The sequence below is a fragment of the Nocardioides silvaticus genome (genome assembly GCF_003160695.1).
Classification (GTDB): Bacteria; Actinomycetota; Actinomycetes; order Propionibacteriales; family Nocardioidaceae; genus Nocardioides; species Nocardioides silvaticus.
In genome coordinates this window covers 33,876-58,311 of sequence record NZ_QGDD01000012.1, presented here as the reverse complement: position 1 = coordinate 58,311, position 24,436 = coordinate 33,876, and the positions used below count along the sequence as shown (strand labels likewise).

The following is a 24,436-nucleotide window of genomic DNA, read 5'->3' as shown; positions in this document are numbered from 1 at the left end:
GATCAGTGGGTCAGCTTGAGACCCACGATGCAGCCGACGAGTCCTAGCACGAGCAGCACCTGCGCCGGGCGCACCGGGTCGCCGCCAGCGAACCACCCGAAGGCGACCGTGAGTGAGGCGCCGACACCGACCCAGACGGCGTAGGCGGTGCCGGTCGGCAGCTCCCGCATCGCGTAGGCGAGGCCGCCCATGCTGAGCAGGAGCGCGACCCCGAACACCGTGGTGGGGCCGAGGCGCGAGAAGCCGTCGGACCGTCCGAGCGCGACGGCCCAGACGGCCTCGAGGACACCGGAGACGAGAAGGACGAGCCAGGACATGACCACTCCAAGGTGGCCGTCTTGTCGCCCTCCGGGTACGGCTCCCTCGTCCGGGTGACCGGCCTTCGCCGGTACGCCTCCACGGTAGCAACGGCCCGCACCCCGGCAGGCATCCGCGGCGCCCCAGTAGGTTGACCGCATGCCAACGCTCAAGGACCTCGTCTCCCTGATCCATGAGTGGTACCCGCCTGCGACCGCCGAGGACTGGGACGCCGTCGGCCTCGTGTACGGCGACCCGGAGCAGTCGGTCAAGAAGGTGATGTTCGCCGTCGACCCGTCGCCGGCCGTTGCCGAGGAGGCCGCCGACTGGAAGGCCGACCTGCTCGTGGTGCACCACCCGCTGTTCCTCAAGCCGGTGCACGGGTTCGCGGCGACCACGTCGAAGGGCCGCACCCTCGCCACCCTGGCCCGCGCCGGGTGCGCGCTGCTGACCGCGCACACGAACGCCGACCAGGCCGTTGACGGGGTGTCGGAGGCGATGGCCGTGGCCCTCGGGCTAGGCGACCTGGAGCCGCTGGTCCCGGCGCGCGGCGACAGCTTCGACAAGCTCACCGTGTTCGTGCCGTCCGACGCGGCGGCTCCTGTGCGCGCCGCCATCGCGGAGGCTGGGGCCGGCCGGATCGGCGACTACGACTTCGCCTCGTTCAGCACGTCCGGCGAGGGCCGGTTCCGGCCCCTGGAGGGCGCCAACCCCACGATCGGCACCGTCGGCGAGATCGAGACCGTCGCCGAGGTGCGGGTGGAGGTCGTGCTCGCCCGGCACCTCCGCACGCAGGTCGTGCGAGCGATGCTCGCCGCGCACCCCTACGAGGAGCCGGCGTACGACGTCGTCGAGCTCGCCGACCCCGGCACGGTGGTGACCGGGACGGGGCGGATCGGCACCCTGCCGGCGACCACGCTGGCGGAGTTCGCGCAGAGCGTGGCCGACGCCCTGCCCGCCACCCAGCACGGCGTCCGCGTGGCGGGCGACCCGGAGCGCGCCGTACGGAGGGTCGCCGTGTGCGGCGGTGCCGGCGACTTCCTGCTCGACCGGGTCGCGGCGTCGGACGTGGACGTCTACGTGACCAGCGACCTGCGCCACCACCCGGCGGCCGAGTTCGCCGAGAAGAACGGCCCGGCGCTGGTCGACGTCGCCCACTGGGCCGCGGAGTGGACCTGGCTGCCGGTGGTCGCGGCCCGCCTCGGTGATGCGCTGGGCAACGACGTCGAGACCCGGGTGAGTGAGCTCTGCACCGATCCCTGGACAATGCGACTATGAAGGCCGACCCGGACGCCCAGCTGAAGCTGCTCGACCTCCAGAAGCTCGACTCGGCCGCCGACCAGCGAAAGCACCAGCGCGCGCACCTCCCGGAGGACGCCGAGCTCGCGCAGCTCACCGTGCGCCGGTCCGACGTGCTCGGCCGCAGCCGCGACCAGCAGATCGTCGTCGACGACCTCGTCGTCGCCCAGGAGAAGGCCGACGCCGACGTCGAGCAGGTCAAGGCCCGCCGCAAGCGCGACCGGGACCGGATGGATCAGGGGCTGATCACCAACCCCAAGGACCTCGAGCGGATGCAGCACGAGCTCGAGTCGCTGGAGCGCCGGATCGCGACCCTGGAGGACGAGGAGCTCGAGGTCATGGAGGACCTCGAGTCGGCCCAGCAGGACCTGGCGACGATGAAGGCCGACCTCGCCGAGACCGACGAGCGGATCGCCGCCGTGACTGCGGCCCGCGACGAGAAGCACGCCGAGATCGACGCCGACCTGGCCCGCATCGCCGCCGATCGCGAGCCCGTCGTCGCAGCCCTGCCCGCCGACCTGCTCGCGCTCTACGACCGGCTGCGGGCCAGCAAGAACGGCGTCGCCGCCGCCGAGCTGCGGGCGCGGCAGTGCGGCGGCTGCATGATGACGCTCGACCCGGCGGAGATCGCCGACATCCGCACCAAGGCCGAGGACGACGTGGTGCGCTGCGAGCAGTGCCAGCGGATCCTCGTCCGCACCAGCGAGAGCGGGCTCTGAGGTGGCGGACGCCGGGCAGGAGGGCGGTCCGCGGTCGGTCGTCATCGAGGCGGACGGCGGCTCACGCGGCAACCCCGGGCCAGCGGCCTACGGGGCGGTCCTCAAGGACGCCGAGACCGGCGAGGTCATCGCCGAGGACGGCCGCACGCTGGGCGTCGCGACCAACAACGTCGCGGAGTACTCCGGCTTGATCGCCGGCCTCAAGCTGGCCGAGGAGTTCGCGCCCGGAGCCGACATCGAGGTCCGGATGGACTCGAAGCTGGTCGTCGAGCAGATGAGCGGCCGCTGGAAGATCAAGCACCCCGACATGAAGCCGCTGGCGATGGAGGCCAACCGCCTGGCGCCGTTCGGCACGACCTACACCTGGGTGCCGCGGGAGCACAACAAGCACGCCGACCGGCTCGCCAACGAGGCGCTCGACGGCACCCGGGAAGGCGTCACCTTCGCCGGCGCCAGCCCCGCGGACGGCGCCGACGCTGAGGACGAGTCGCTCATCGAGGAGCTCGAGAGCCCGTCCGCATCGGTCGGCGTCGAGCAGGCCGGGACCCCGTGGACGCCGGGCTCGCCCACGACGCTGGTGCTGGTGCGCCACGGCGTCACCCCGCACACCTCGGGCAAGCGGTTCTCCGGCGGCCTCGGCGGCGACAACCCGGGGCTGAGCGAGGAGGGCCGTGGCCAGGTCCGCGAGACCGCGGCCTGGCTGACCGACCTCAAGGACCGGATCGACGCGGTCGTCTGCTCGCCCGTACGACGCACCCGCGAGTCGGCGGAGATCATCGCTGCCGAGCTCGGCCTGCCGCTGGAGGAGGAGCCCGGCTTCGCCGAGATGGAGTTCGGCGCCTGGGACGGACTGACCTTCGTCGAGGTGGCCGAGCGGCACAAGGAGTCGTTCGAGGCCTGGCTCGGCGACCTGGACGCACCGCCGCCCGGCGGGGAGTCGTTCCGCACGGTCGAGGAGCGGGTCCGCGCGGGCCTGCGCCGCGTCCTGGAGCAGCACGCCGGTCGCACCGTCGTCGTGGTCAGCCACGTGACGCCGATCAAGACCCTGGTCGCCGCGACCCTCGACGCACCGCTCGAGGCGGTGTTCCGCATGGAGCTGAGCCCGGCGTCGGTCAGCGTCGTCTCGTTCTACCCGGACCCTGCGGCGCCGGGCGGCCACCGCAGCTCGATGCGGCTCTACAACGCGCTGCCGCCGGGCCGCCGGTCCTTGCTCGACACCGGCCGTTGGTGACCGGTTAGTCAGACCTCGCTGACGATCACGTCGAGCTGGGTGCCCTTCTTGGTGGGCTCGTCGATCTCGACCTGCCAGCCGAGGTCGGTGAGCACGCCTGCCAGCGCGGCGGGGGTGCGGGGGTCGCGGCCGTCCTCGAGCAGCGCCCGGACCAGCCGGCCCTTGGTGGCCTTGTTGAAGTGGCTGACGACCTGTCGGCGTCCGGCCACCTCGTGCAGCACCCGGACGGTCGCCACGCGCGGCGCCAGCTCGGCGGGCGGCCGCCAGAAGCCGGCGTACATGCTCGACCGCAGGTCCACCAGCAAGCCCTTGCCCATCGCGTCGGTCACGGCCTCGCCGAGCGACTCGCGCCACCAGCCGGCCACCGGGCCGAGGCCGGGCATGCAGGCGTCGCCGGAGAGGCGGTACGCCGGGATCCGGTCGCCCACCCGCACCATTCCGAAGAGGCTCGAGGTGATCGCCAGCCGTGACGCCGCGCGGCGCTTGGCCGACGAGGAGAGCGACGGCAGGTCGAGCGCCTCGTAGAGGACCCCGTCGTAGATCCGGTCGGCCCGCGCCGTCGGCGCGTCGGTCAGCGTCGCGTTGCGAGCGACCAGGTCGAGCTGCGAGCGGGACAGGCCGAGGACCGTCGCGGCGTGGTCCGGCTGGTCACGGCAGAGCCCCACGAGCGCGTCCAGCACCCGCTCGCGGGCGGGGGTGAGCGACGGCTGCGACAGGGTCTTCAGCTCGAGCGGTCGGCCCCGTCCGGGGGCCGACTTCCCCTCGCTCGGTGGAAGCAGGATCAACATCGCCGCCCAGCGTAGTAGCCGAACGCCACCCGTCCATCAGGTGAACGGGATCCCGTTAGGGTCGACGCATGCCGAGCAACCTCGTGGTCCGGGTCAGGGACGGCTCCGACGCCCTGCGGGAGGCACTCGCGGAGGTCGAGCGCGAGCTCGAGCTGCCTGGCGGGTTCCCCGCCGAGGTGCTGAAGGCGGCCGAGGAGGCCGCCGCGGCGCCGACGCTGCCGGACCTCGACCGCACCGACATCCCGTTCCTCACCATCGACCCCGAGGGCTCGATGGACCTCGACCAGGCGCTCCACATCGAGCCGGACGGCGACGGGTTCGTCGTGCACTACGCGATCGCCGACGTCGCGGCGTTCGTCCGCCCCGGCGACCCGGTCGACGTCGAGGCGCACGCCCGCGGCGAGACGTTGTACGGCGCCGGCAGCCGGATCCCGCTCCACCCGCCGGCCCTCTCGGAGGCTGCCGCGTCGCTGCTGCCCGACCAGGTGCGACCGGCGCTGCTCTGGACGATCACCCTCGACGCCGCCGGTACGCCGACCGACGTCCACGTAGAGCGGGCGCTGGTGCGCTCCCGCGAGCGGCTGACGTACGACGGCGCGCAGGCCGCCCTCGACGACGGTTCCGCGGGCGAGGTGCTCCAGCTGCTGCGCGAGGTCGGTCAGCTGCGCGAGCAGCAGGAGGAGGCACGCGGCGGCATCTCGCTGCCGCTGCCCGAGCAGGAGGTGGCGGTCGGCGAGGACGGGTCGTTCCGTCTCGAGCTCCGTCAGCAGCTGCCGGTCGAGCTGTGGAACGCGCAGATCTCGCTGCTCACCGGGATCTGCGCCGCGAGCCTGATGATCGGCGGAGAGATCGGCCTGCTCCGCACGCTGCCGCAGGCCGACCCGCGCGACGTCGCCCGGCTGCGCCGGGTCGCGAAGGGTCTTCGCATCGAGTGGCCCGAGCAGACCTCCTACGACGCGTTCATCCGCTCGCTCGACCCGGCGGACCCGGCCCACCAGGCGATGGTGGTGGCGTGCACCCGGCTGCTGCGGGGGAGCGGCTACGCCGCGTTCGACGGCGAGGTCCCGGCCGAGCACGAGCACGCCGCGATCGCGGCGCCGTACGCCCATGTCACCGCGCCTCTCCGCCGCCTCGGCGACCGCTACGCCGGCGAGGTGTGCGTGGCGCTGTGCGGGGGCGAGGAGGTGCCTGACTGGGTGCGCGCCGCGCTGCCCGACCTGCCCGGGACGCTCGCGGACTCCGCGCGGCGCGCGGGGTCCTACGAGCGGGCCGTGCTGGACGTCATCGAGGCCGGCCTGCTCGCGGGACGGGTCGGCGAGGAGTTCGCAGGGGTCGTCACGAGCGTGCGCGAGGACGACGAGAAGAGGGGCGTCGTCGTGCTGTCCGAGATCGGTGTCGAGGCGCCGGTCACCAGCGACGCCGACCTGCCGCTCGGCACCGAGATCCGGGTGCGGCTCGAGTCCGCCGACCTCGCGACGCGGAAGGTGGCCTTCCGCCTTGGCTGAGGGTCGGCTCGGCCGGGTGCTGGTGACCGGTGGCGTGCGGTCGGGCAAGTCCGCCCATGCCGAGGCGCTGCTCGCCGACGAGCCGGCGACGACCTATCTCGCCGCCGGCCCGACGTACGACGACGCCGACTGGGCTGCCCGCATCACCCGCCATCGCGAGCGCCGCCCCCCGACCTGGGGAACGGTCGAGACCACCGACGTCGCGGTCGCGCTCGCCGACGCCACCGGCCCGGTGCTCCTCGACTGCCTCGGCACCTGGCTCGACGCGATCATCAGCGAGGCCGACCTCTGGGAGGCACCGGTCGACGACGTCGAGGCGCACGTCGCCGCCCGCACCACGGGTCTCGTCGCCACCCTGCGGGCGAGCACCCACCCCGTCGTGGTCGTCACCAACGAGGTCGGGCTCGGCGTCGTCCCCGAGCACCGGTCGGGTCGGCTGTTCCGTGACCTGCTCGGCACGCTGAACCAGCGCGTCGGCAGCGTCTGCGACGAGGTCCACCTCGTCGTCGCCGGGCGGGTGCTGCGGCTCTGAACCACCGGCCTGTCGGCACACCCGCCTAGGTTGTCCGCATGGCTATCGCACGCAATCCGGTGTTCGTGATCGACTGCCCCGACCCGGCCGCCCTGGCGCGCTTCTACGCCGGGCTGCTCGGCTGGGAGTGGTCCGTCGACGACGACGCAAGGTGGGCGAAGGTGCGGTCGGGAGACAGGTTCTTCGACTTCCAGCGCATCGACGACTACCGCGCCCCGGAGTGGCCCGGCCAGGCCGTCCCTCAGCAGATGCACCTCGATGTCGACGTCGACGACCTCGACGAGGCTGAGGCTGCGACGCTCGCCCTCGGCGCCACCAAGCACCCCCACCAGCCGGGCACGACGTTCCGGGTCTTCCTCGACCCCGCCGGCCACCCGTTCTGCCTCTGCCTGGCGGGCTAGACCGCTCCCGCCAACCCCACCAGCATCGTCGTCAGCGCCAGCTCGATCGCCGCGCCGAAGACGTCGCCGGTGACCCCGCCGAACCGCCGGGCGGCTCGGACGACCAGGACCACCACCACGAGGAACGCCAGGCCGACGGCGAGCGGGCCGCGCCAGGGATGGACGATGGTCGCGGCGGCGGCGAGGCCGGCCCAGCCGAGCAGGGTCCACCAGCCGGGCACCCGCCGGGTGAAGGTGGCGCCGAGCCCGTCCGGGCGGGCGGGCCGCACCGGGCTGGCGCAGGTGATCCACAGCGCGGCCCGCGCGGCACAGACGAGGGCGCCGGCGACGACGGCGGACCGCACGTCGTCGACGTACGACGCCAGCGCGGCCGCCTGCGCCCCGAGCACCAGCACCACCGCCACCACCCCGGCCGGCCCGGCGGCGCCGCTCTTCATGACCGCCAGCGAGCGCTCGCGGTCGTAGGAGGCGGTCAGTCCGTCGGCGACGTCGGAGAGGCCGTCGAGATGGAGGGCCCGGCTGCCGAGGGCGAGGGCCGCGATCGCCAGGACCGCGACGGCCAGGGGCGGCAGGGTGGTCTCGGTGCCGGCCCACAGGATCGCTCCGACGGCGGCGCCGAGGGGGAGCACCGCCAACGGCGCCAGCACCATCGCGCCGGTCGCGATGGCGGGCGTCACCCGCAGCACGGCCGGCACCGGGACCGCGGTCAGCATGCCCACGGACAGCCGCAGGCTGCGGCCGAGGACGGCCGGGCGGGACGTCGACACCGTCACTCGGGTGGGAGCAGGTCCGCGAGCAGCGCCACGTCGCGCAGCACCGCCACCGCGGAGCGCAGCACCGGCACCGCGGCGACCGCGCCGGACCCCTCGCCGAGCCGCAGGCCGAGGTCGAGCACCGGCTCGAGGCCGAGCTTGGCGAGGGCGAAGGTCTGGGCCGGCTCGGTCGACCGGTGACCAGCGGCGAACCAGGCCGCCGCCCCGGGCGCGAGCCGGTCGGCGGTCAGCGCGCACGCGACCGACATCAGGCCGTCGAGGAGCACGGGGACGCCGCGCTCGGCGGCGCGGACGAGGTAGCCGGTCGTGGCCGCGAGATCGGCGCTGCCCAGCGCGGTCAGGGTGGCGACAGGGTCGAGCACCCGGTCGCCGGCCCGGTCCAGCGCCTGCTGGATGACCCCCACCTTGTGCTGCCAGGTGGCGTCGTCGACGCCGGTGCCGCGGCCGGTCACCTCGGCAGCCGGCAGGCCGAGGGCCGCCGCGACCAGAGCGGCGGCCGGTGTCGTGTTGCCGATGCCCATGTCACCGCTCAGCAGCAGCTGCGCGCCGCCGTCGATCTCCTCGTCGGCGATCGCGCGGCCGGCCTCGAGAGCCTGCCGGGTCTCCTCCGCTGTCAGCGCGTCCTCGAGGTGGATCGGGCCGCTGCTGCGCCGTACCTTCCGCGCCCGGACCTCGGGCGCCAAGTCCTCGAGGTCGTCGTCGACGCCGAGGTCGAGGACGCGGACGCTGACGTCGTGCGCGGCCGCCAGCGCCGAGACGCCGGCCCGGCCGGCGACGAACGTGCGCACCATCGCGCCGGTGATCTCCGGCGGGTACGCCGAGACGCCGTGGCGGGCCACGCCGTGGTCCCCGGCGAAGATGACGAGCCGGACGTCGGTGAGCGGGTCCGGCGGCACCTGCCCCTGAGTGGCGGACAACCAGACGGCGAGGTCGCCGAGCCGGCCGAGCGCACCGGCGGGCGTCGCGAGACCAGCGAGCCGGTCGGCGGCGGCGGCCGCGACCGCGGGGTCGGGCGGGGGCAGGGGGGACCCGGTCGAGGAGGGGCGATCGGCCATGGTGGGAACCTATCGCCCCTCCGACCGGGTCAGGCGACCAGCAGCACCAGCAGCAGGAGGACGGCCATGAGGGAGAGGACCAGCACGATGCCGGACATCTCCGACGGCTCGGTGGTCTCGTCGACCTGGTTGACGTTCGTCGTCACTGGCTTGCCTTTCTGGAGCGCCCTGGCCGAGGGGCCAGGCAACCAAGATGACGCTGTGGGCGGTCCGAAGGTTGCATTGGGGAGACGTCGTCACCGGATTCGAGAACCGCGCCCGACCTGACATCCTGTCGGCGTGACGCACGAGCCCGGCCACACCGTCCTGGTCGTGCCCGTTCCCGAGCTCGAGCCGTTCGTCCGGAGCCGCTGGGTGCACTACGAGCCGGGGTGGGTGGCCACCGACCCGGCCTTCACCCACGCCCACATCACCGCGCTGGCGCCGTACGTCCGCAGGCCCACCGCCGCCGACCTCGCCCTCGTCGGCCGGGTGGCGGCGGCGACTGCGCCGTTCGACTACGAGCTGCGGGACGTGATCGCGTTCGACACGGGTTGGATCGTCGCGGCGCCCGAGCCGGCCGCGCCCTTCGCCGCGCTCACGCACGCGTTGTGGAAGGCGTTCCCGCAGTGCCCGCCGTACGCCGGCCAGTTCGACGTCGCCCCGCACGTCACCCTCGACTCGATCTCCGACACGGTGTCGATCGCCTCGACCCGCGCGCTGATCGGCGACGTGCTGCCGGTGCGCTGCCGGGCCGACCGGCTCGAGCTGCACTGGTACGAGGAGGGCGGCTGTCACGTCCTCGCCGACTGGAAGCTGACCGGTGCGTAGGGCTGCGACCGCGCTGATGCCTGCTGCGCTGCTCGTGGTGATGGTCGTCGGGTGCGTGGCCGAGGAAACCGACGAGACGTCGGGCGGCTCGACGCCGAGTGTCCGCGCGACGCCGACGACGTCGGACGCGCCGCCCGCGACCGTTGCGACGACCGTGACCCCGCCGCCGGCGCCCAGCCCGGAGCCGCCGCCGCAGCACCGCGAGAAGGACCCGGACCCGCGCTGGGAGTTCTACGTCGACGACCGCCGCTGGTACCGCTCACCCTGGTTCGCCGGCGCGCACCGCCTGATGATCGGCTTCGGCTGCAACACCGCGCCCTGGTACAGCCCCGACCCGCGCTGCCCGGGGGACCAGGGATTCCACCACGGCATCGACGTCGCCATGTCCTGCGGCACGACGCTGCGGGCCGGGACAGCGGGCGAGGTGCTGCCGCTGGACGCGCCCGGGTCACCCGGCACGGCGTACGGCGACGACCCGGTCCGGCTGCGCATCGCCGGTGGGTACGACGTGCTCCTCGGTCACACGAGCGAGGTGTTCGTGCAGCCGGGGGAGCGGGTCGAGCCGGGGCAGCGGATCGCCCTCGCCTCCGACTCCGGCGCCCCCGACGGATGCCACCTGCACTTCGAGGTCCGCCCTGCGGGAGGTTCGGTGAGCACGGCCGTCGATCCCGCGGAGTGGCTCCTCCTCGAGGCGGATCTTCGGGGCTGAGAGCCGTCCCACACGTTTGCGGATCCGGTGACAGGCAACTGTCACTGCATGCTCCTGCTCGGTTCGCTCGTGCTCGTCGGCCTCATGGTCCTCGGCTTCGCCGTCCTCTACCGAGCTCCACGACGCCGGACGGTCTACGTCCAGAGCTCGCGCGGCGACCACCGCGTCCTGCGCTGACCCTTGCCGCAGCGGCTGGCTCAGCCCTGCTCCAGCGCGTCCCAGACAGCCTCGACGCGGTCGTGGCCGCCGAGTCCGCGAGTGACGTAGCCGACGGCGTGGTCGTTCTGGAGCGACCACCACGCGGCGCACCCGCCGGCGCCACCCATGCCGATGTCCTCGTCGTCGACCTGGAACCCGAGGGTCCAGGTGACCTCGCGGCCAAGCACCAGGTCGTGCCCGCTGGCGGCCGGGCCGATGAAGGCTTGGTGCAGCTTTGGCCCCAGCAGCGCCGCGACCGCCCCGTCGGGCGCCATCAGGTCGGAGTAGAACCGGGCGAGTCCCCGGGCCGAGGCGTGCATCGCGATCGCCGGGAAGCTGGTGGTGCGGAACCGCTCGGAGTTGAGCACGTCCGCGTCGAGCAGCCCCGCCGGCCGGCCGAGCGCCGGTCCCCAGCGCGGGTCGGCGAGGTACGTCGGCGCCCACGTCGGGTCACCCACCACGACGTCGGCCACCCGACCGAGGTCGGCAGGGGAGACCCGCAGGTGCACGTCCCAGCCGTGGCGCGCCGCGATCCCGGCGAAGCGGTCGGCCAGGTCCTCGCCCGTGGCGCGGCGGAGGATCTCGTCGAGGAGGTGCCCGTAGGTGAGGGCGTGCTCGGCCACGGCCGCTCCGGGCTCGTGCTCCGGCGCGGCAGCCGCGAGCAGCGCGACCAGCGCCGCGCGGTCGTCGTACTCGAGGTCGGCGGCGGCCTCCGGGAAGCTCGGCAGGCCCGCCGCGTGCGACAGCACCTGGCGCACGGTCGTCGCCTCCTTGCCCGCCGCGGCGTACTCCGGCCAGACCTCGGCCACCCGCTGGTCGAGCCCGAGCGCGCCCTCCGCCACCGCCGTCAGCACCGTCAACGCCGCGAACGGCTTCGCGACGGAGTAGGTCATCACCAGCGTCTCCGCGTCCCACGGCCGGACGCCGTCGCGGGTGCCGACCTGGTGCTCGATCTCCACCTCACCGTCGCGAATCACGCAGAGCGCTCCGCCGGGCTCGGTGCCGGCGGCGACGAAGCTGTCGAGCACGTCGATCACGGGGTGCATGCGCTGATTCTGGCGGTGCCGTCGGCGTGCCCCCGTCAGCGGGTGGGGATACGGGGCGACCTGTGCCTCCTGCGTACGCCGGACCAATCCGGCTAGCGCCGGGCTCCGAATCAGCACGGGGGCTCAAGGCCGCTCACCCCGGCCGATGCCTGACCGGGGTGAGCGGTTGAAACGCTACGACCCCCGGCCCTGGGGATCACAGGCCGGGGGTCGATGACGACTTGGCACGCTGCGCGCGTGCGCGATCGTCGTGCGGTCGCCCGCCGAGCCGGAACCCGTCTGACCACATCTGGCACGGGTAGAGCCCTGGCAACCGAATCGGCCGCCCGGGTGTGCTGTTTCGGCTAGGTCTCGGCTGGTCGAGCCCCCGTGCCGTCGAGACCGACCAAGGTGGACCGCCCCACCCAGAGACAACCTGGGTGGGGCGGTCGTCGTCTCCCTGGCCACCGAGCCGTCGGTCTCGCCGTCGGCCGGCGCCGAGAGCCAGGAAGAGGAACGGCCTCGAGCTACTGTCGGTAGCGACGTCCCGACCGAGGCCAGAAGGGACGAGCTCTCGATGACATCGCCGCGGCGGCGCCACTCGAGAACGACGTCAGGGCGGTCAGGATCGGGCGGAATATCAGCCATCGCTGGGCCTCACTGGAGCCGTTCCTAGGCTCATCGCTGCCGTAACAAGCGGCACGGTGCCGGAGACCAGGGGTGCCGTGACCCGATCGGCGACTCGGACTCTCGAGGCTACGCTCATCCCCCACGGGTCAACTGACGGGCAACGGTCTCGCGGTGTCGCTTCGGCCGGGCCCTGCCGCCAGCTCCGAAGGTCGATGACGCTGTGCGGACTGAAGATGGTTGATCGCAGCGTCATCGCGGCTCAGAGGGGGACGGGCCGACCTGTAAGCCGGGTTCTGTGATCGGTGACCATCCATCTACGGCCGCCGTTGCCGGCGACCTCCAGCGGCCTACCCGTGTGCTCGGGCGAGCAGCCCTCGAGCGCACACTGTCTGGCCTTGCTCCGGGTGGGGTTTGCCGAGCCGTCCCGGTCGCCCGGGGCGCTGGTGGGCTCTTACTCCACCGTTTCACCCTTGCTCCGCTCCCTCGAGAGGCAGCGGGGCGGTCTGTTCTCTGTGGCACTTTCCCGCGGATTGCTCCGGGTGGGTGTTACCCACCACCCTGCTCTGTGGAGCCCGGACTTTCCTCGGGACCGACCCTGTCGCCAGGGACGGCCACGCGGTCACCCGGTCGGCCCGTCCACGCAGCAGGGTAGTGGGTAGGGCCCCCCGCAGGTGGAATCAACGGGGCCCGGGATCTGTTCACCCAGCATGATCGAGAAGGTCACCACCCTGCAGGCCCCCGGCGTCGTCTTCCCGGGTGCGGAGTCGCGTCCCGAGGACGCCTACCGGACCGCCCACGACCTGCTCGTACGACGCGCACCGAGCCAGGCGCTGAAGGTGCTCGAGCCGGCGCTGGAGCAGGACCCGACCAACCGCGGCCTGCGGCTGATGCGGGCCTGGGCCTACTCGATGCGCGCCCAACTGGTGAAGGCCTCCGACGAGCTCACCGAGCTGGTCGCCGACGACCCGTCCGACGCCTGGGCGCAGCACGCGCTGGGCCGGGCGCTCGAGCGCCAGTCGCGCCACCAGGAAGCGCTGCCGCACCTCCGGCTCGCCGCGGCGATGACCGGCGACGTCGAGCACGAGCTCGCGGTGCTGCGAGTCGAGCGGAAGGCCGGCCTCGTCGGCTAACCCCGTAGGGCACAATCGCGCCATGAGGCGTGCGCTGCTCGGGGTCGCTGTTCTGGTCGGAGTGTCGGCTGCCGGTGCCGGCAGTGCATGGAGCCTTGCCGACGGAGAACGGGGCGACCCGCCGGGTGCGACGTGCAACGGCCTGCCGGCGACGGAGGTCGACGCCTCGCACCAGGCGCAGACGGGCACGGCCGGCGACGACGTCGTGGTCCTCGTCGGTGAAGGGGCTGTGTATGACGCACTCGGCGGGAACGACTCGATCTGCCTGAGCCCGACCATCCGCTACGCGCTCGTCAACGGCGACGCGGGCGACGACCACGTCGACGCCTCCGCCGCGCAGGCCCGCCGCGGGTACTCGACCGAGATCAGCGGCGGGCCGGGGTCCGACGAGATCGTCGGCAGCGCGTTCCGTGACGTCATGATCGGCGGCAGCGGCGACGACGTCGTCGAGGGCGGGGCCGGCGGCGACTTGCTGGACGGCGACGGAGTGGACCGGGTCGGGCGCTACTCGGACCCGTTCGTCGACGGTGCCGACCACGTCGACGCCGGTCCCGGCAACGACCGCATCTACTCCTCGGTCCGCGGGGACGACGGTGCCTCGGGTGCCGACGAGTCCATCGGCGGGCCCGGCCGCGACACCCTCGACCACGGGCCGTCCCGCGCCGGCATCGTGCTGCGCGTGCAGGCGGGCGTCGTCGAAGGCACCGGCACCGACGTCCCCGACACGTTCGAAGGGTTCGAGCGCTACGAGGGCAGCGGCAGCGACGACCTCATCGTCGGCACGGAGGGCGACGACCACCTCGACGGAGACTTCGGTCGGGACCGGGTCTTCGGCCTCGGCGGGGACGACCGCCTCGAGCTGGCCCGGGGTCGGGCGAGCGGCGGGCCTGGCGACGACCTGCTGTCGGACGGCGCCAACGGGCCCCGACTCAGGATCGCGATGGGGCCGGGCGACGATCGGGTCTCGCTCCTCCAGGGACGACACACGGTCGCCATGGGCGCGGGCAACGACCGGGTGGAGTTCGCGGGCTTGCGGGGGACCTTCGCCATCGGCGGCGGCCCCGGGTTCGACCGGGTGACGACGATCCGGTGCAAGCACCACCGCCGGACCGGCGACGTCGTCACCTGCGACCGCAGCACGGCGACGATCACCTCGGTCGAGCGGGTCCGCAACCGCGGCTGATGCTCAGGCGGTGCGGGTGATGCTGACGTCGACGGTCATCCGCGACGTCCGTGCACCCGAGTAGATCCCGCTCAGTGGCGAGACGTCGGTGTAGTCACGCCCGGTGGCGATCGCGATGTAGCGGTCGTCGGGCACGGCGTCGCCGCTCGGGTCGAAGGCCTGCCAGCCGTCGTCCCACCACTCCAGCCAGGCCCGGGAGTCGCCGGCGACGGTCTCACCGACGACCGGGTCGGCGGAGGGGTGGACGTAGCCGGAGACGTAGCGCGCCGGGATGCCGAGCGAGCGGAGCCCGCCGATCGCGAGGTGCACCATGTCCTGGCAGACACCGGCCCGCTGCCGCCAGGCTTCCGCGGCCGGCGTGCGGACGTCGGTCGAGCCGGGCAGGAAGTCGATCTCCTGGTTCACGAGCCGGCAGACGGCCCGCGCCGCACCGCCGGGCGTGCCGGCAGCCCGTGCCTCGCCCTGGACGGAGTCGACGAAGTCCGGGGGAGGGGCGACGGCCTCGGGCAGCACGAGGTACTCGGTCCAGCGGTCGGCGATCGCGCGCTCGCCGTACGCCTCCCAGGGCGTGGTCGGCGGCGCGGCCGGCCCGCGGTCGACCTGCACGGTGGAGGTGGCGACGACCGACATCGCGTCGTGCGGGTCGAGCACCTCGAACGCGATGACATGGGTGCCGAAGTAGTCGCGGTACTCCGACATCCACGGCTTCGGGTGCACCTCGAGCCGGGAGTGCACGACGATCTGGCCCGGTCCGGTGGCGGGGGTCATCCGCGCCTGGTTGTACGACGCGACGGCGGACCCGTCGTACTCGAACTCCGTCGTGTGGACGACTCGCATCTGCGTGCTCACTGCATCACGCCCTTCCACGACATGGCCTCGGCTCCGGCGAAGTACTTGCGGCTGATCGCGTCGGTGGCGGCCGCGCACGTGCCCTGCAGCGTCTCCATCTCCTCGGGGAGGTCCAGGAGCACGTCGGTGAACGAGCGGTACTCCAGCTCGGCACGGGTCCGCCCCAGCAGCCGGTGCGCCTCGTCGCGGAACCCGGTGCGCGTGCTGCCGGGCTCCATCTCGTCGAGGCACTGTTCGGCCCGGTTGAGGGCGAAGATCACCGATCTCGGGAACACGCGGTCGAGCAGCAGGAACTCCGCCGCCGCCCGCGCCGTCTCCCGACCGCGGTTGGTCCGGAGGAACGCCTCGTAGGCGCCGCACGCGCGCAGCGTGCTCACCCACTGCTCGGTGCCGCCGCTCGACAGCGATGTCGCCGCGACCAGCCGCGACGTCATGTCGGCCCGCTCGATGCAGCGGCCGAGCATGAGGAAGTGCCAGCCCTCGTCGCGCGTCATCGTGGCGTCGGCGGTGCCGTTGATCAGCGCCGCGCGCTCGCGTACCCACTGGAAGGCGTACGGCGGACGCAGACCCCCGAAGCGCCCGGACGGGATCGAGAGGTAGGTGGTGTTGATGACCTCCCACAGCGGGACCGAGAGGATCTCCCGGGCCCGTCGTGCGCTCTCCCGGGCCGCGCCGACCGCGGCGGCGATCGAGCTCGGCGAGGCCATGTCGTAGGCGAGCAGCCGCAGCACCTGCTCGATCCCGACCCGCTGGTCGATGTCGATGCCGAGCCGGTCGGCCGCGTCCTCCGGCTCGATGCCCATGATGAGGAGCAGGTCGCGGCAGGTCTGGGCCTCGTCGATGTTCCCGTCCTCGAGCAGCAGCTGGGTCTGGACGTCGAGGATCCGCGCGGTGTCCTCGGCCCGCTCGACGTAGCGCCCGATCCAGAACATCGACTCCGCGATCCGGCTGAGCATCACTGCGCCCCGTCCTGTCGCTGAGACCGGCGGGCCCCGTCCAGCTGCCCGACCGGACCGGCGAGCACCCACGTGTCCTTGGTGCCGCCGCCGCGGGAGGAGTTCACGATCAGCTCGCCCTTGCCGAGTGCGACCCGGGTCAGGCCGCCCGGCAGCACCCACACCCGCTCACCGTCGTTGACCGCGAACGGCCGGAGGTCGACGTGCCGCGGGCCGAGCTCGCCGTCGACGAACGTCGGCACCGTCGAGAGCTGCACCACCGGCTGGGCGATCCACGACCGCGGGTCCTCCAGCACCTTGGTCCGCAGCTCGTCGAGCTCGGCGGCCGAGGCATGAGGCCCGATCACGATGCCTTTGCCGCCCGACCCGTCCACCGGCTTGAGCACCAGCTCGTCCAGCCGGTCGAGCACCTCCTCGCGCGCCTCGCGGTCGCCGACGCGCCAGGTGTCGACGTTGCGGATCACCGGTTCCTCGGCGAGGTAGTAGCGGATGATGTCGGGCAGGTAGGTGTAGACGAGCTTGTCGTCGGCGACCCCGTTGCCGACGGCGTTGGCCAGCGTCACGTTGCCGGCGCGGGCGGCGTCGATCATTCCCGGGCAGCCGAGCATCGAGTCCGCCCGGAAGTGCACGGGATCGAGGAAGTCGTCGTCGATCCGGCGGTAGATGACGTGCACCGGCGCCAGTCCCCGGGTCGTGCGCATCATGACCTCGCCGCGGCGGCACACCAGGTCGCGGCCCTCGACCAGCTCGACGCCCATCGTCCGGGCCAGCAGGGCGTGCTCGAAGTAGGCGCCGTTGTAGACGCCCGGTGTCAGCACCACGACCGTCGGGTCGGTGACACCGGCGGGAGCCGCTGCCCGCAACGCGGTGAGCAGCCGCTGCGGGTAGCCGCCGACCGGACGGATCCGGTGCTGGGCGGTGGTCTCCGGGAGCGCCGCGGCGATGGCGCGGCGGTTGGTCATCACGTAGGACACCCCGGACGGCACCCGCACGTTGTCCTCGAGCACGCGGAACTCGCCGTTGTTGTCGCGGATCAGGTCGATGCCGGAGACGTGGACCCGGACCCCGTTCGGCGGACGCACGCCGGCGGCTGCGCGGTGGTAGTGCGAGGAGGTCGTGATCACCCGGCGCTGGACGACCCCGTCGTCGAAGACCCGGCCGGCGTCGTACACGTCGGCGAGGAAGGCCTCCAGCGCCCGCACCCGCTGCTGCACCCCGCGCTCGATGACGCTCCAGGTGTCCATCTCGATGACCCGCGGCAAGATGTCGAGCGGCATCGCCCGCTCCTCGCCGCCGATGTCGAAGGTGACGCCCTGGTTGAGGTAGCTGGCCTGCAGCGACTCCACCCGGCTCACCAGCTCAGGGGCGGTCATCGTCTCGAGGAAGTCCCGCAGCCGGAGGTACGGCGAGCGGAGCTGGTCGCCGTCGAACATCTCGTCGTAGGCCGGCCCGCTGGCGCCGTATCCCTCGAAGATCGTGTTCACGTCGACCCGGTCCGCGCCCATGGCCGGACACTACCCAGGTCGCGTAACACGCGTGTTGCACGCGGGGCCGGGGGTCCCGGAGCCGTTGTAGGTTGGCACGCATGGCCTACTGGTTCTGCCTGAATCACCACCGAGTGGAGCCGGAGGAGGGCTGCGCCTCCAAGGACCGGCTCGGTCCCTACGAGACCGAGGAGGAGGCGGCCCGCGCGCTGGAGAAGGCGGCCGAGCGGACCAAGGCCTGGGACGAGGACCCGCGCTGGAACGACGACGTCGCCGACGGCGAGGACCGGTAGCGGTTGGCCGCGTTCCAGCGCCGGCGCAAGATCAAGCCGGTCTCCGACGACCCACGTCGCTCGATCTCGTTCACCCCGTTCCTCGGGATGATCCTGATCGTCTCGTCGTTCTTCCTGTACGCCGCCAGCGGGCTGGTCGCGCCCTGGTGGGGCGTGGTCGTGCTGGTCGCTGTCTGGCTGGTGCTCTTCGTCGTCTGCTGCACCCTGTGGAGCCGCAACCCCAAGCGGATGGTGTGGATCGCCGCGCTGTCCTACCCGCTGTGGTTCTGCCTGCTGGTCAGCGGCGCGGTCCTCTTCGGCTGGAGCGCGTGACCTAGCGGCCCGACCAGGGCGAAAAACAAGGCTGCGGAGGTGGGACGGATCTGTCGAGGTGGCTCCAACACCTCAGATTTCGACGTCCTACCCCCGCAGCCTCAATCGTCACGTGGTTGGGGGACCAGTTCATGACGAGACCAATGCAACCGGGTACGAACGAGCGATGTCAAGTTTTTCTGGCCACTTGACCAAACATTTCCCTCCAACTGTCCAGATTCTCGGATTTGGGCCCCGAGTGGGGCTACTGTCCTAGACATGACCCCGGCGGCCGGGCGCAAGAGCCCGGCAGACAAGCACGACGAGCGACGTCGCGCACTCGCGGAGTCCGCTCTGCGGACCCTCGGCGAGCTGGGTTACGCGAGGGCCAGCCTCCGCGAGATCGCCAACAACTCCGCCTACAGCCACGGCGTCGTCCACTACTACTTCCAGGACAAGCACGAGCTGATCGTCTACTGCGTCCGCGAGCAGAAGGCCGAGTGCGTGCGCCGCTACGACGGCGTGGTCGCGCACTCGACGACGCCGGAGCAGCTGGCCGTCGGGTTCGCCGACAAGCTGGTCGAGACCCTCCGGGACGACACCGCGATGCACCGGCTCTGGTACGACGTGCGCACGCAGAGCATGTTCGAGGAGCGGTTGCGCGAGGTCGCGGTCGAGATCGACGGCTGGCTCGAGGACATGGTCTGGCGGATCGTCTCCAAGTACGCCGACCTGGCCGACACCGTGCCGGCCATGCCCGCGCCTGTCGTCTACGGGATCTTCGACGGGCTCTTCCAGCAGGCGTTGGTCAACCACACCCTCGGCCGCGACGGCGTCCTCGACGACCTCCACGAGCTGGTGCGCGAGCTGCTGCCGACGATGATCAAGGAACCTGCCTGAGGAACCGGCCGCTCAGCGCCGTCCCCACGTCGATGAGGTGCTCGACGATCTCGTCGGCGGTCGCGTCGACCAGGCCGTCGCGCCACGCGAGCACCAGCTCGACGAAGCCGCCGATGCCGAGCAGCGTGTGGATCCGGAGGGCGTGCTCGTCGACGTCGTCGCGGAGGAACGGTCGCGCGGTGTCGATCATCAGGTCGGTCGCGAGCTGCACGGTGTCGCGCCGGCGCTGCTCGAGCACGGCGCTGCCGGCATGGTCGCCGAAGATGATCTGCGCCCGCGCCGGCTCGTCGGCGATGTGGTGCACGACCGCGTCGACGGCAGCGGTCAGCTGCGCGAGGGCGTCATCCTCGCCGACCGAGGCGATCGCGCCGACCAGCATCGTGAGGGTCTCGTCGCGCATCTGGTCCCAGACGGTGCCGAGGAGGGCGTCGCGGTCGGCGAAGCTCTCGTAGAAGTACCGATCGGTGAGGCCGGCCTGGGCGCAGACGCCACGCATGGTGACGGCGGCCCAGCCCTGCTGCTGCCAGATCTCCAGCGCGGCCTCGACCAGCTGCGCGCGGCGCTCGGCGCGGCGCTGGTCGGCGCTCTTGCCGCCGTACCGCCGGGGAGACACCACCTTCGCCGCTTCCACCCGAACATCTTGACGGCAGGTGCCCTCAGATTGCAATCTGAGGGCATGCGCCAGCAGAAAATGCCTCCGACTCGCGCGTCGTTGCGGAGCCACGCGTTGGCCGCCGCGACCGCGCTGACCCTGCGGCCGGTCACCACCGTCGTCCCGCTGAACCGGACGGGTGTGCGGCTCGGGCGCCGGGTCGCGGCAACCAGCCTGGCCGTGCTCGGCCCGCCGCTCCTCGGCAGCCGGATCGTGAGCGTCGACCGGTCCACCCGCCGCGGTCCCTCGGTGCGCGGCGAGTGGGTGCGCGGACCGCGGGCGAAGCGCGACGACGCCGTCATCCTGTACATCCACGGCAGCGGCTACGCGATCTGCTCGGCGCGGACCCATCGCGGCGTCACCACCCGGCTGTCACGGGCGACCGGCCTGCCGATCTTCGCGTGCGACTACCGGCTGGCGCCGTCCCACCGGTTCCCGGCGGCGGCCGACGACGTCCGGGCAGCCTACGAATGGCTGGTCTCGGAGGGCCACGACCCGGCGCGGATCGTCATCGCCGGGGACTCCGCGGGCGGGCACCTCGGAGTGGACCTGACGCTGCAGCTGCTGCAGGAGGGCGTGACCCCGCCGGCCGCGCTGATGTTCTTCTCGCCGCTGTTCGACCCGACCTTCGCGCTGGCCGCCGACCGGGAGCGCCGACGCCGCGACCCGATGATCTCGGCCGTGCGCGTCCAGCGGCTGCTCGACCTCTACTTCGGCGAGACCGATCGCACGACCGAGCGGATGACGTTCTCGTTCGAGGGCGTCGGCGGTTTCCCGGCCACGTTCCTCCAGGCCGGGGGGCGCGAGATGATGGCGGCCGACGCCGAGGAGCTGGCCCGTGCGCTCGCGGCCTGCGGCGGACGGTGCGACCTCGAGATCTGGCCCGGCCAGATGCACGTCTTCCAGGCCATGCCGCTGCTGGTCCCGGAGGCCGGCCCGGCGATCGAGCGCGCCGCGGACTTCGTGGTCGCCGAGCTGGAGGCAGCCGAACGGCGCGGCGCCTTCCGGCTGATGGAGGAAGGAGCATGAGCAGGCGGACCAGGGACACCCACGCCGTCGTCACCGGCGCCGGGAGCGGCATCGGGCGGGCGTTCGCGCTCGAGCTCGCCCGCCGCGGCGGGAAGGTCGTGTGCGCCGACCTCGACGAGTCGACCGCCAAGGAGACGGTTCTCCTCATCGAGCAGACGGGTGGCGAGGCGATCGCCGTCGCTTGCGACGTCGCCGACGAGCAGCAGGTCCGCGACCTGGCGGTCGCCGCGCAGGACTGGTTCCAGAAGGCCCCGGACCTGGTCATCAACAACGCGGGCATCGGAGCGGGAGGCCTGCCCGTCGGGGAGTCCTCGCTCGACGACTGGCAACGCACCCTCGGGGTCAACCTGTGGGGCGTCATCCACGGCTGCCACGTCTTCGTGCCGCTGCTCCGCGAGGCGGGGCGCGGGGGAGTCATCAACGTCGCGTCCGCTGCGAGCTTCACCGCGGCGCCGTTCATGGCCGCGTACAACGTGAGCAAGGCCGGTGTCGTCAGCCTGTCCGAGACCCTGTCCGCGGAGCTGGCCGACACCGGCGTCGCGGTGACGGTGCTGTGCCCGACCTTCGTCCGCACCAACATCTACGACGGCGAGCTGATCAACCCGGCCGCCGCGCAGCTCGCCCGCAGGCTGGCGGGCGTCGCCAGCTCCTCTCCCGAGCGGGTCGCCCGGATGACGCTCGACGCCCACGACAAGAGGCGTCTCTACGTCTTGCCCCAGCCCGACGCGAAGGCGCTGTGGCGGCTCAAACGCCTGGCGCCCGCGCCGTACGCCTGGGCCGCCGGGCTCGTCGGCCGGTTCGCCCCCGAGCCTGTGGAGACGCCATGACCTACGACTTCGAGGCGATGTTGCAGACCATCAAGGACAAGCAGTGGTCGCTCGCCGACATCGACTGGGACGCTCCGGGAGCCGAGACGATGACCGACGAGCTGCGCGCCAAGATGCGGCCGTTCATGGCCGACCTGGTGTGGATCGAGCACGTGGGCGCCCGCGGCTTCGCGTCGCTGGCGACCAAGGCGCCGACGCCCGTGGTCAAGGAGATCTACGAGTACTTCCACGCCGAGGAGCAGAAGCACGCCAACGCCGAGCTCGCGCTGATGAAGCGCTGGGGGATGCTCGACGAGGACGGGCAGATGCCGGAGCCGAACATCAACGTCAAGATGGCGATCAAGGTGCTCGACACGTACGGCGACAACCTGCCGCTCACCGGGCTCGCAGCGCTGATCCCGCTGCTCGAGTGCGCGCTCGACGGGGCGTTGGTGAAGTTCCTCCTCGACGAGGTGAGCGATCCCGTGTGCCACGAGGTCTTCCGGCACATCAACTCCGACGAGGCCCGTCACATCACCGTCGACTTCCAGGTGCTCGAGCTGATCGGCGCGGGCCCGCTGCACAAGACGCTGATCGAGTCGGCCAGCCTGCTGCACCCGCAGGTGGTGCTGGGCCTGATCGTGGTCTTCGTGCCGCTGATCAACAAGATGCGCGACAACATCGTCGCGATGGGGCTCTCGGAGCAGAAGCTCTACAACGCCGTGAAGCGCTACTCGTCGATCGGCGGGCGCGGGGAGTTCACGAGACGGCTCCCGGCGTACCACGTCCTCCGCACCCAGGCGAGCATGGTCATCAACCGCAGCCACCCCTACCACCGCTTCCTCGCGGACCCGCTCGTCAAGGTGACGTCGTTCGTCCCGGCGCGCCTGCTCGGCCGGCCGCAGGCGTGGGTCGACGAGGTCACCCACGAGCCGATCGCCTCATGAGGATCGTCGACGGCGAGGGGTGGCGCGACGTCGACCTCGACGGGCTCCGGGTCGGGGTGTGGATGCCGGCCGCGGAAGCCGTGCGGATCGTGCCGGCCGTCACCGCCCGCGCCCGGTCGGTCAAGGTGTTCCAGGACGCGCCGGTCTGGGTGGCCCCGGTCCCGGTGCGGATCCCGACCGTGGCCAGGCTGCACCTACGCCTCACCGTGCGCGACACCTGGACGCGGCGGCTGCTGACGCCGGGCCGGTTCGGCGGGCGCGACGTGATCGTCAGCCGCTCCTACTACCGTGCCCTCCAACGATCGAACTGCAAGCTGATCACCTGGCCGGTGTACGCGGTCGTCACGCAGGGCGTCCGCACGGCCGAAGGCATCGAGCACCGTGTGGACGTGCTCATCACCCCGGACCCCGTTCGAAAGGCGTTGGCAGCATGAGCCACCACCCCGATCACGACGTCGTCATCATCGGCGGTGGCTTCTCCGGCATCGGCGCCGCGATCCTGCTCGACAGGGCCGGCTTCCCTGACTACCTGATGGTCGAGGAGGGCGACGGCGTCGGCGGCGCCTGGCACTGGAACACCTATCCGGGTGTCGCGGTGGACATCCCCTCCTGGAGCTACCAGTTCTCCTTCGAGCAGATGGCGGACTGGTCGCGCGTCTACGCACCCGGCCGCGAGCTGAAGGCGTATGCCGAGCACTGCGTCGACAAGTACGACGTGCGCCGGCGGATCCGGCTCGGCACACGCGTCGTCTCCGCGGAGTTCGACGAGGACGCCGACCTGTGGCGGCTCGGGACGTCGGCCGGCGACACGATCACCGCGCGGTTCGTGGTCGGTGCCACCGGGGTGCTGACCCAGCCGAAGCTGCCCGAGATCGAAGGGATCGCGGACTTCGCCGGCACCGTCATGCACACCGCCCGGTGGGACCACGACGTCGACCTCGCCGGCCGGCGGGTCGCGATCGTCGGCACCGGTGCGTCCGCGGTGCAGGTGATCCCGTCGATCGCTCGTGACGTCGCGCAGCTGACGGTCTTCCAGCGCACTCCGATCTGGTGCCTGCCCAAGCTCGACTCGGCGATGCCGCGTCCGTTGCGGCTCGCGATGCGGGTGCCGGGTGCCAAGCGGTTGACACGGCTGGCAAGCCAGGCGTTCGTCGAGCTGACCTTCCCGGTCGCCGCGCACTTCCACGACGTGCTGCCGGTCTCCGGCATCGGTGAACGTGTCGGCCACCGCCACCTGCGACGGGCGGTGAAGGACCCCGCGGTCCGCGAGAAGCTCACCCCTGGGTACGCGCTCGGCTGCAAGCGGCCGAGCTTCTCCAACGACTACCTGCAGTCGTTCAACCGCTCGAACGTGCACCTCGAGACTGGTGCGATCGAACGCATCACCCCGAGCGGCGTGCTCACCGAGGCCGGGGTCGAGCACGAGGTCGACGTGCTGATCCTGGCCACCGGCTTCAAGGTCTTCGAGAAGGGCAACATGCCGGCGTTCACCGTGACCGGCGCCGGGGGAGTCGACCTCGAGTCGTGGTGGGAGGAGCACCGGTTCCAGGCCTACCAGGGCGTCAGCGTCCCGGGCTTCCCGAACTTCTTCGCGATCCTGGGTCCCTACGGCTACAACGGCTCCTCCTACTTCAACCTCATCGAGACGCAGATGGCCCACATCACGCGCTGCTTGCGTCGCGCGCGTCGTACGGGAGCGACGCGGGTGGAGGTCACCCCCGAGGCCAACGCCCGCTACCTCGAGAGGATGCTGGGGCGACGGCACCACCAGGTCTTCTTCCAGCCGTCCTGCGCCAACGCCAACAGCTACTACTTCGACGCCCACGGCGACGTGCCGTTCCGCGCCTCCTCGACGCTGGAGACGATGTGGACCAGCAGCCGGTTCGACCTCGACGACTACCGGTTCGAGGGCGCTGCGGTCTGACGGCCGGAAGGGCCGTCCGG

The 24,436-nt window shown here is 72.2% G+C and carries 28 protein-coding genes, 1 other RNA gene and 1 riboswitch; of the genes, 19 read left to right on the top strand and 10 right to left on the bottom strand.

All coding sequences use genetic code 11. From position 1 onward, the window contains the following. Positions 1–2 precede the first annotated feature (2 nt). Positions 3–317 carry a DMT family transporter gene (locus tag DJ010_RS20630; RefSeq protein ID WP_109697340.1) on the bottom strand — a complete coding sequence of 105 codons (315 nt, stop codon included), beginning with the start codon at positions 315–317 and terminating at the stop codon, positions 3–5. A 9-nt stretch (positions 318–326) separates the two neighbouring features. Continuing rightward, positions 327–395, bottom strand: a riboswitch (guanidine-III (ykkC-III) riboswitch). Between the two features lie 61 nt (positions 396–456). On the opposite strand from DJ010_RS20630, the gene DJ010_RS20625 reads away from it, so the two are divergent. The 3 genes from DJ010_RS20625 to DJ010_RS20615 are packed head-to-tail and all read left to right on the top strand — an operon-like array spanning position 457 to position 3,546. Continuing rightward, positions 457–1,575, top strand: coding sequence for a Nif3-like dinuclear metal center hexameric protein (locus tag DJ010_RS20625; RefSeq protein WP_109697339.1), 1,119 nt, complete (start codon positions 457–459; stop codon positions 1,573–1,575). Further along, complete coding sequence (locus DJ010_RS20620; protein ID WP_109697338.1) at positions 1,572–2,315, top strand: zinc ribbon domain-containing protein; 744 nt, start codon at positions 1,572–1,574, stop codon at positions 2,313–2,315. Before DJ010_RS20625 ends, DJ010_RS20620 begins: the two co-directional genes overlap by 4 nt. A 1-nt stretch (position 2,316) precedes the next feature. Further along, positions 2,317–3,546 carry a bifunctional RNase H/acid phosphatase gene (locus DJ010_RS20615; RefSeq protein ID WP_109697337.1) on the top strand — a complete coding sequence of 410 codons (1,230 nt, stop codon included), beginning with the start codon at positions 2,317–2,319 and terminating at the stop codon, positions 3,544–3,546. An 8-nt stretch (positions 3,547–3,554) separates the two neighbouring features. Here DJ010_RS20615 and yaaA read toward each other — a convergent pair whose 3' ends face one another. Beyond that, positions 3,555–4,334 carry a peroxide stress protein YaaA gene (gene yaaA / locus DJ010_RS20610; RefSeq protein ID WP_109697336.1) on the bottom strand — a complete coding sequence of 260 codons (780 nt, stop codon included), beginning with the start codon at positions 4,332–4,334 and terminating at the stop codon, positions 3,555–3,557. A 68-nt stretch (positions 4,335–4,402) separates the two neighbouring features. Between yaaA and DJ010_RS22540 the strand changes: the two genes are divergently transcribed. The 3 genes from DJ010_RS22540 to DJ010_RS20595 are packed head-to-tail and all read left to right on the top strand — an operon-like array spanning position 4,403 to position 6,772. Next, complete coding sequence (locus DJ010_RS22540) at positions 4,403–5,839, top strand: RNB domain-containing ribonuclease (RefSeq protein WP_109697335.1); 1,437 nt, start codon at positions 4,403–4,405, stop codon at positions 5,837–5,839. Continuing rightward, a complete protein-coding gene (gene cobU, locus DJ010_RS22535) occupies positions 5,832–6,371 on the top strand; it encodes a bifunctional adenosylcobinamide kinase/adenosylcobinamide-phosphate guanylyltransferase (RefSeq protein WP_211318904.1) in 540 nt (179 codons plus the stop codon). Before DJ010_RS22540 ends, cobU begins: the two co-directional genes overlap by 8 nt. A 38-nt stretch (positions 6,372–6,409) precedes the next feature. Beyond that, complete coding sequence (locus DJ010_RS20595) at positions 6,410–6,772, top strand: VOC family protein (protein WP_109697331.1); 363 nt, start codon at positions 6,410–6,412, stop codon at positions 6,770–6,772. Here the strand turns inward: DJ010_RS20595 and DJ010_RS20590 are convergent. Both DJ010_RS20590 and cobT read right to left on the bottom strand, forming a co-directional pair. Continuing rightward, positions 6,769–7,539, bottom strand: a complete 771-nt coding sequence (locus DJ010_RS20590; protein WP_245927756.1) for an adenosylcobinamide-GDP ribazoletransferase — start codon at positions 7,537–7,539, stop codon at positions 6,769–6,771. The genes DJ010_RS20595 and DJ010_RS20590 overlap by 4 nt on opposite strands. A 2-nt stretch (positions 7,540–7,541) precedes the next feature. Further along, positions 7,542–8,600: a nicotinate-nucleotide--dimethylbenzimidazole phosphoribosyltransferase gene (gene cobT / locus DJ010_RS20585; RefSeq protein ID WP_109697330.1), complete on the bottom strand. Its 1,059-nt coding sequence runs from the start codon at positions 8,598–8,600 to the stop codon at positions 7,542–7,544. A 279-nt stretch (positions 8,601–8,879) separates the two neighbouring features. On the opposite strand from cobT, the gene DJ010_RS20580 reads away from it, so the two are divergent. Genes DJ010_RS20580 through DJ010_RS22970 form a run of 3 tightly spaced genes read left to right on the top strand, consistent with a single transcriptional unit; the run spans position 8,880 to position 10,296 of the window. Then, on the top strand, positions 8,880–9,410 hold the full coding sequence (locus DJ010_RS20580; protein ID WP_109697328.1) for a 2'-5' RNA ligase family protein: 531 nt from the start codon (positions 8,880–8,882) through the stop codon (positions 9,408–9,410). A 16-nt stretch (positions 9,411–9,426) separates the two neighbouring features. Then, positions 9,427–10,119: a M23 family metallopeptidase gene (locus tag DJ010_RS20575; RefSeq protein WP_109697326.1), complete on the top strand. Its 693-nt coding sequence runs from the start codon at positions 9,427–9,429 to the stop codon at positions 10,117–10,119. A 48-nt stretch (positions 10,120–10,167) separates the two neighbouring features. Beyond that, entirely contained in the window at positions 10,168–10,296 is a 129-nt protein-coding gene (locus DJ010_RS22970; protein ID WP_281271154.1) for a hypothetical protein, read from the top strand. A 20-nt stretch (positions 10,297–10,316) separates the two neighbouring features. On the opposite strand, the gene DJ010_RS20570 is transcribed toward DJ010_RS22970, so the two are convergent. Together DJ010_RS20570 and rnpB are read right to left on the bottom strand one after the other, a co-directional pair. Then, on the bottom strand, positions 10,317–11,363 hold the full coding sequence (locus DJ010_RS20570; protein ID WP_109697324.1) for a serine hydrolase domain-containing protein: 1,047 nt from the start codon (positions 11,361–11,363) through the stop codon (positions 10,317–10,319). Between the two features lie 875 nt (positions 11,364–12,238). After that, positions 12,239–12,607: RNase P RNA component class A (gene rnpB, locus DJ010_RS20565), an RNA gene on the bottom strand. Between the two features lie 72 nt (positions 12,608–12,679). Between rnpB and DJ010_RS20560 the strand changes: the two genes are divergently transcribed. Then, a complete protein-coding gene (locus DJ010_RS20560; protein WP_109697323.1) occupies positions 12,680–13,102 on the top strand; it encodes a tetratricopeptide repeat protein in 423 nt (140 codons plus the stop codon). Positions 13,103–13,124: 22 nt separating this feature from the next. Continuing rightward, on the top strand, positions 13,125–14,285 hold the full coding sequence (locus DJ010_RS20555; protein WP_146207414.1) for a calcium-binding protein: 1,161 nt from the start codon (positions 13,125–13,127) through the stop codon (positions 14,283–14,285). A 3-nt stretch (positions 14,286–14,288) separates the two neighbouring features. Here the strand turns inward: DJ010_RS20555 and DJ010_RS20550 are convergent, their stop codons facing one another. The 3 genes from DJ010_RS20550 to DJ010_RS20540 are packed head-to-tail and all read right to left on the bottom strand — an operon-like array spanning position 14,289 to position 17,595. Beyond that, positions 14,289–15,134, bottom strand: coding sequence for a transglutaminase family protein (locus DJ010_RS20550; RefSeq protein ID WP_211318903.1), 846 nt, complete (start codon positions 15,132–15,134; stop codon positions 14,289–14,291). Then, positions 15,131–16,090: an alpha-E domain-containing protein gene (locus tag DJ010_RS20545; protein ID WP_109697376.1), complete on the bottom strand. Its 960-nt coding sequence runs from the start codon at positions 16,088–16,090 to the stop codon at positions 15,131–15,133. Before DJ010_RS20545 ends, DJ010_RS20550 begins: the two co-directional genes overlap by 4 nt. Further along, positions 16,090–17,595 (bottom strand): circularly permuted type 2 ATP-grasp protein, encoded by a 1,506-nt coding sequence (locus tag DJ010_RS20540; protein WP_109697319.1) that lies wholly within the window; start codon positions 17,593–17,595, stop codon positions 16,090–16,092. Before DJ010_RS20540 ends, DJ010_RS20545 begins: the two co-directional genes overlap by 1 nt. A gap of 80 nt (positions 17,596–17,675) precedes the next feature. Between DJ010_RS20540 and DJ010_RS20535 the strand changes: the two genes are divergently transcribed. The 3 genes from DJ010_RS20535 (at position 17,676) to DJ010_RS20525 (ending at position 19,058) form a co-directional block, all read left to right on the top strand. Next, on the top strand, positions 17,676–17,867 hold the full coding sequence (locus DJ010_RS20535) for a hypothetical protein (protein WP_109697318.1): 192 nt from the start codon (positions 17,676–17,678) through the stop codon (positions 17,865–17,867). A 3-nt stretch (positions 17,868–17,870) separates the two neighbouring features. Then, positions 17,871–18,179, top strand: coding sequence for a hypothetical protein (locus DJ010_RS20530; RefSeq protein ID WP_109697316.1), 309 nt, complete (start codon positions 17,871–17,873; stop codon positions 18,177–18,179). Positions 18,180–18,437: 258 nt separating this feature from the next. Further along, positions 18,438–19,058, top strand: coding sequence for a TetR/AcrR family transcriptional regulator (locus DJ010_RS20525; protein ID WP_109697314.1), 621 nt, complete (start codon positions 18,438–18,440; stop codon positions 19,056–19,058). Here the strand turns inward: DJ010_RS20525 and DJ010_RS20520 are convergent. Further along, positions 19,042–19,689, bottom strand: a complete 648-nt coding sequence (locus DJ010_RS20520; RefSeq protein ID WP_211318902.1) for a TetR/AcrR family transcriptional regulator — start codon at positions 19,687–19,689, stop codon at positions 19,042–19,044. The genes DJ010_RS20525 and DJ010_RS20520 overlap by 17 nt on opposite strands. A 45-nt stretch (positions 19,690–19,734) precedes the next feature. Here DJ010_RS20520 and DJ010_RS20515 point away from each other — a divergent pair, with 45 nt between their 5' ends. The 5 genes from DJ010_RS20515 to DJ010_RS20495 are packed head-to-tail and all read left to right on the top strand — an operon-like array spanning position 19,735 to position 24,416. Beyond that, a complete protein-coding gene (locus tag DJ010_RS20515) occupies positions 19,735–20,739 on the top strand; it encodes an alpha/beta hydrolase (RefSeq protein WP_245927754.1) in 1,005 nt (334 codons plus the stop codon). Continuing rightward, entirely contained in the window at positions 20,736–21,566 is an 831-nt protein-coding gene (locus DJ010_RS20510) for an SDR family NAD(P)-dependent oxidoreductase (RefSeq protein WP_109697310.1), read from the top strand. The genes DJ010_RS20515 and DJ010_RS20510 overlap by 4 nt, the downstream gene beginning before the upstream one ends. Further along, positions 21,563–22,492, top strand: coding sequence for a ferritin-like domain-containing protein (locus DJ010_RS20505; RefSeq protein WP_109697308.1), 930 nt, complete (start codon positions 21,563–21,565; stop codon positions 22,490–22,492). The genes DJ010_RS20510 and DJ010_RS20505 overlap by 4 nt, the downstream gene beginning before the upstream one ends. Further along, complete coding sequence (locus DJ010_RS20500; RefSeq protein ID WP_109697306.1) at positions 22,489–22,926, top strand: NAD(P)/FAD-dependent oxidoreductase; 438 nt, start codon at positions 22,489–22,491, stop codon at positions 22,924–22,926. The genes DJ010_RS20505 and DJ010_RS20500 overlap by 4 nt, the downstream gene beginning before the upstream one ends. Then, positions 22,923–24,416, top strand: a complete 1,494-nt coding sequence (locus tag DJ010_RS20495) for a flavin-containing monooxygenase (RefSeq protein WP_109697303.1) — start codon at positions 22,923–22,925, stop codon at positions 24,414–24,416. The genes DJ010_RS20500 and DJ010_RS20495 overlap by 4 nt, the downstream gene beginning before the upstream one ends. Positions 24,417–24,436: the final 20 nt, after the last annotated feature.

Excerpts from the sequence above, each read along its gene's own strand:
- DJ010_RS20540 (WP_109697319.1), bottom strand. The coding sequence starts at position 17,595 with ATGGGCGCGGACCGGGTCGACGTGAACACGATCTTCGAGGGATACGGC.
- DJ010_RS20595 (WP_109697331.1), top strand. The coding sequence starts at position 6,410 with ATGGCTATCGCACGCAATCCGGTGTTCGTGATCGACTGCCCCGACCCG.
- DJ010_RS20510 (WP_109697310.1), top strand. The coding sequence starts at position 20,736 with ATGAGCAGGCGGACCAGGGACACCCACGCCGTCGTCACCGGCGCCGGG.
- DJ010_RS20575 (WP_109697326.1), top strand. The coding sequence starts at position 9,427 with ATGCCTGCTGCGCTGCTCGTGGTGATGGTCGTCGGGTGCGTGGCCGAG.
- DJ010_RS20560 (WP_109697323.1), top strand. The coding sequence starts at position 12,680 with ATGATCGAGAAGGTCACCACCCTGCAGGCCCCCGGCGTCGTCTTCCCG.
- yaaA (WP_109697336.1), bottom strand. The coding sequence starts at position 4,334 with ATGTTGATCCTGCTTCCACCGAGCGAGGGGAAGTCGGCCCCCGGACGG.
- cobT (WP_109697330.1), bottom strand. The coding sequence starts at position 8,600 with ATGGCCGATCGCCCCTCCTCGACCGGGTCCCCCCTGCCCCCGCCCGAC.
- DJ010_RS20625 (WP_109697339.1), top strand. The coding sequence starts at position 457 with ATGCCAACGCTCAAGGACCTCGTCTCCCTGATCCATGAGTGGTACCCG.
- DJ010_RS20570 (WP_109697324.1), bottom strand. The coding sequence starts at position 11,363 with ATGCACCCCGTGATCGACGTGCTCGACAGCTTCGTCGCCGCCGGCACC.
- DJ010_RS22970 (WP_281271154.1), top strand. The coding sequence starts at position 10,168 with ATGCTCCTGCTCGGTTCGCTCGTGCTCGTCGGCCTCATGGTCCTCGGC.
- DJ010_RS20555 (WP_146207414.1), top strand. The coding sequence starts at position 13,125 with ATGAGGCGTGCGCTGCTCGGGGTCGCTGTTCTGGTCGGAGTGTCGGCT.
- DJ010_RS20525 (WP_109697314.1), top strand. The coding sequence starts at position 18,438 with ATGACCCCGGCGGCCGGGCGCAAGAGCCCGGCAGACAAGCACGACGAG.
- DJ010_RS20505 (WP_109697308.1), top strand. The coding sequence starts at position 21,563 with ATGACCTACGACTTCGAGGCGATGTTGCAGACCATCAAGGACAAGCAG.
- DJ010_RS20630 (WP_109697340.1), bottom strand. The coding sequence starts at position 317 with ATGTCCTGGCTCGTCCTTCTCGTCTCCGGTGTCCTCGAGGCCGTCTGG.
- DJ010_RS20535 (WP_109697318.1), top strand. The coding sequence starts at position 17,676 with ATGGCCTACTGGTTCTGCCTGAATCACCACCGAGTGGAGCCGGAGGAG.
- DJ010_RS20620 (WP_109697338.1), top strand. The coding sequence starts at position 1,572 with ATGAAGGCCGACCCGGACGCCCAGCTGAAGCTGCTCGACCTCCAGAAG.
- DJ010_RS20495 (WP_109697303.1), top strand. The coding sequence starts at position 22,923 with ATGAGCCACCACCCCGATCACGACGTCGTCATCATCGGCGGTGGCTTC.
- DJ010_RS22540 (WP_109697335.1), top strand. The coding sequence starts at position 4,403 with ATGCCGAGCAACCTCGTGGTCCGGGTCAGGGACGGCTCCGACGCCCTG.
- DJ010_RS20515 (WP_245927754.1), top strand. The coding sequence starts at position 19,735 with ATGCGCCAGCAGAAAATGCCTCCGACTCGCGCGTCGTTGCGGAGCCAC.
- DJ010_RS20545 (WP_109697376.1), bottom strand. The coding sequence starts at position 16,090 with ATGCTCAGCCGGATCGCGGAGTCGATGTTCTGGATCGGGCGCTACGTC.
- DJ010_RS20500 (WP_109697306.1), top strand. The coding sequence starts at position 22,489 with ATGAGGATCGTCGACGGCGAGGGGTGGCGCGACGTCGACCTCGACGGG.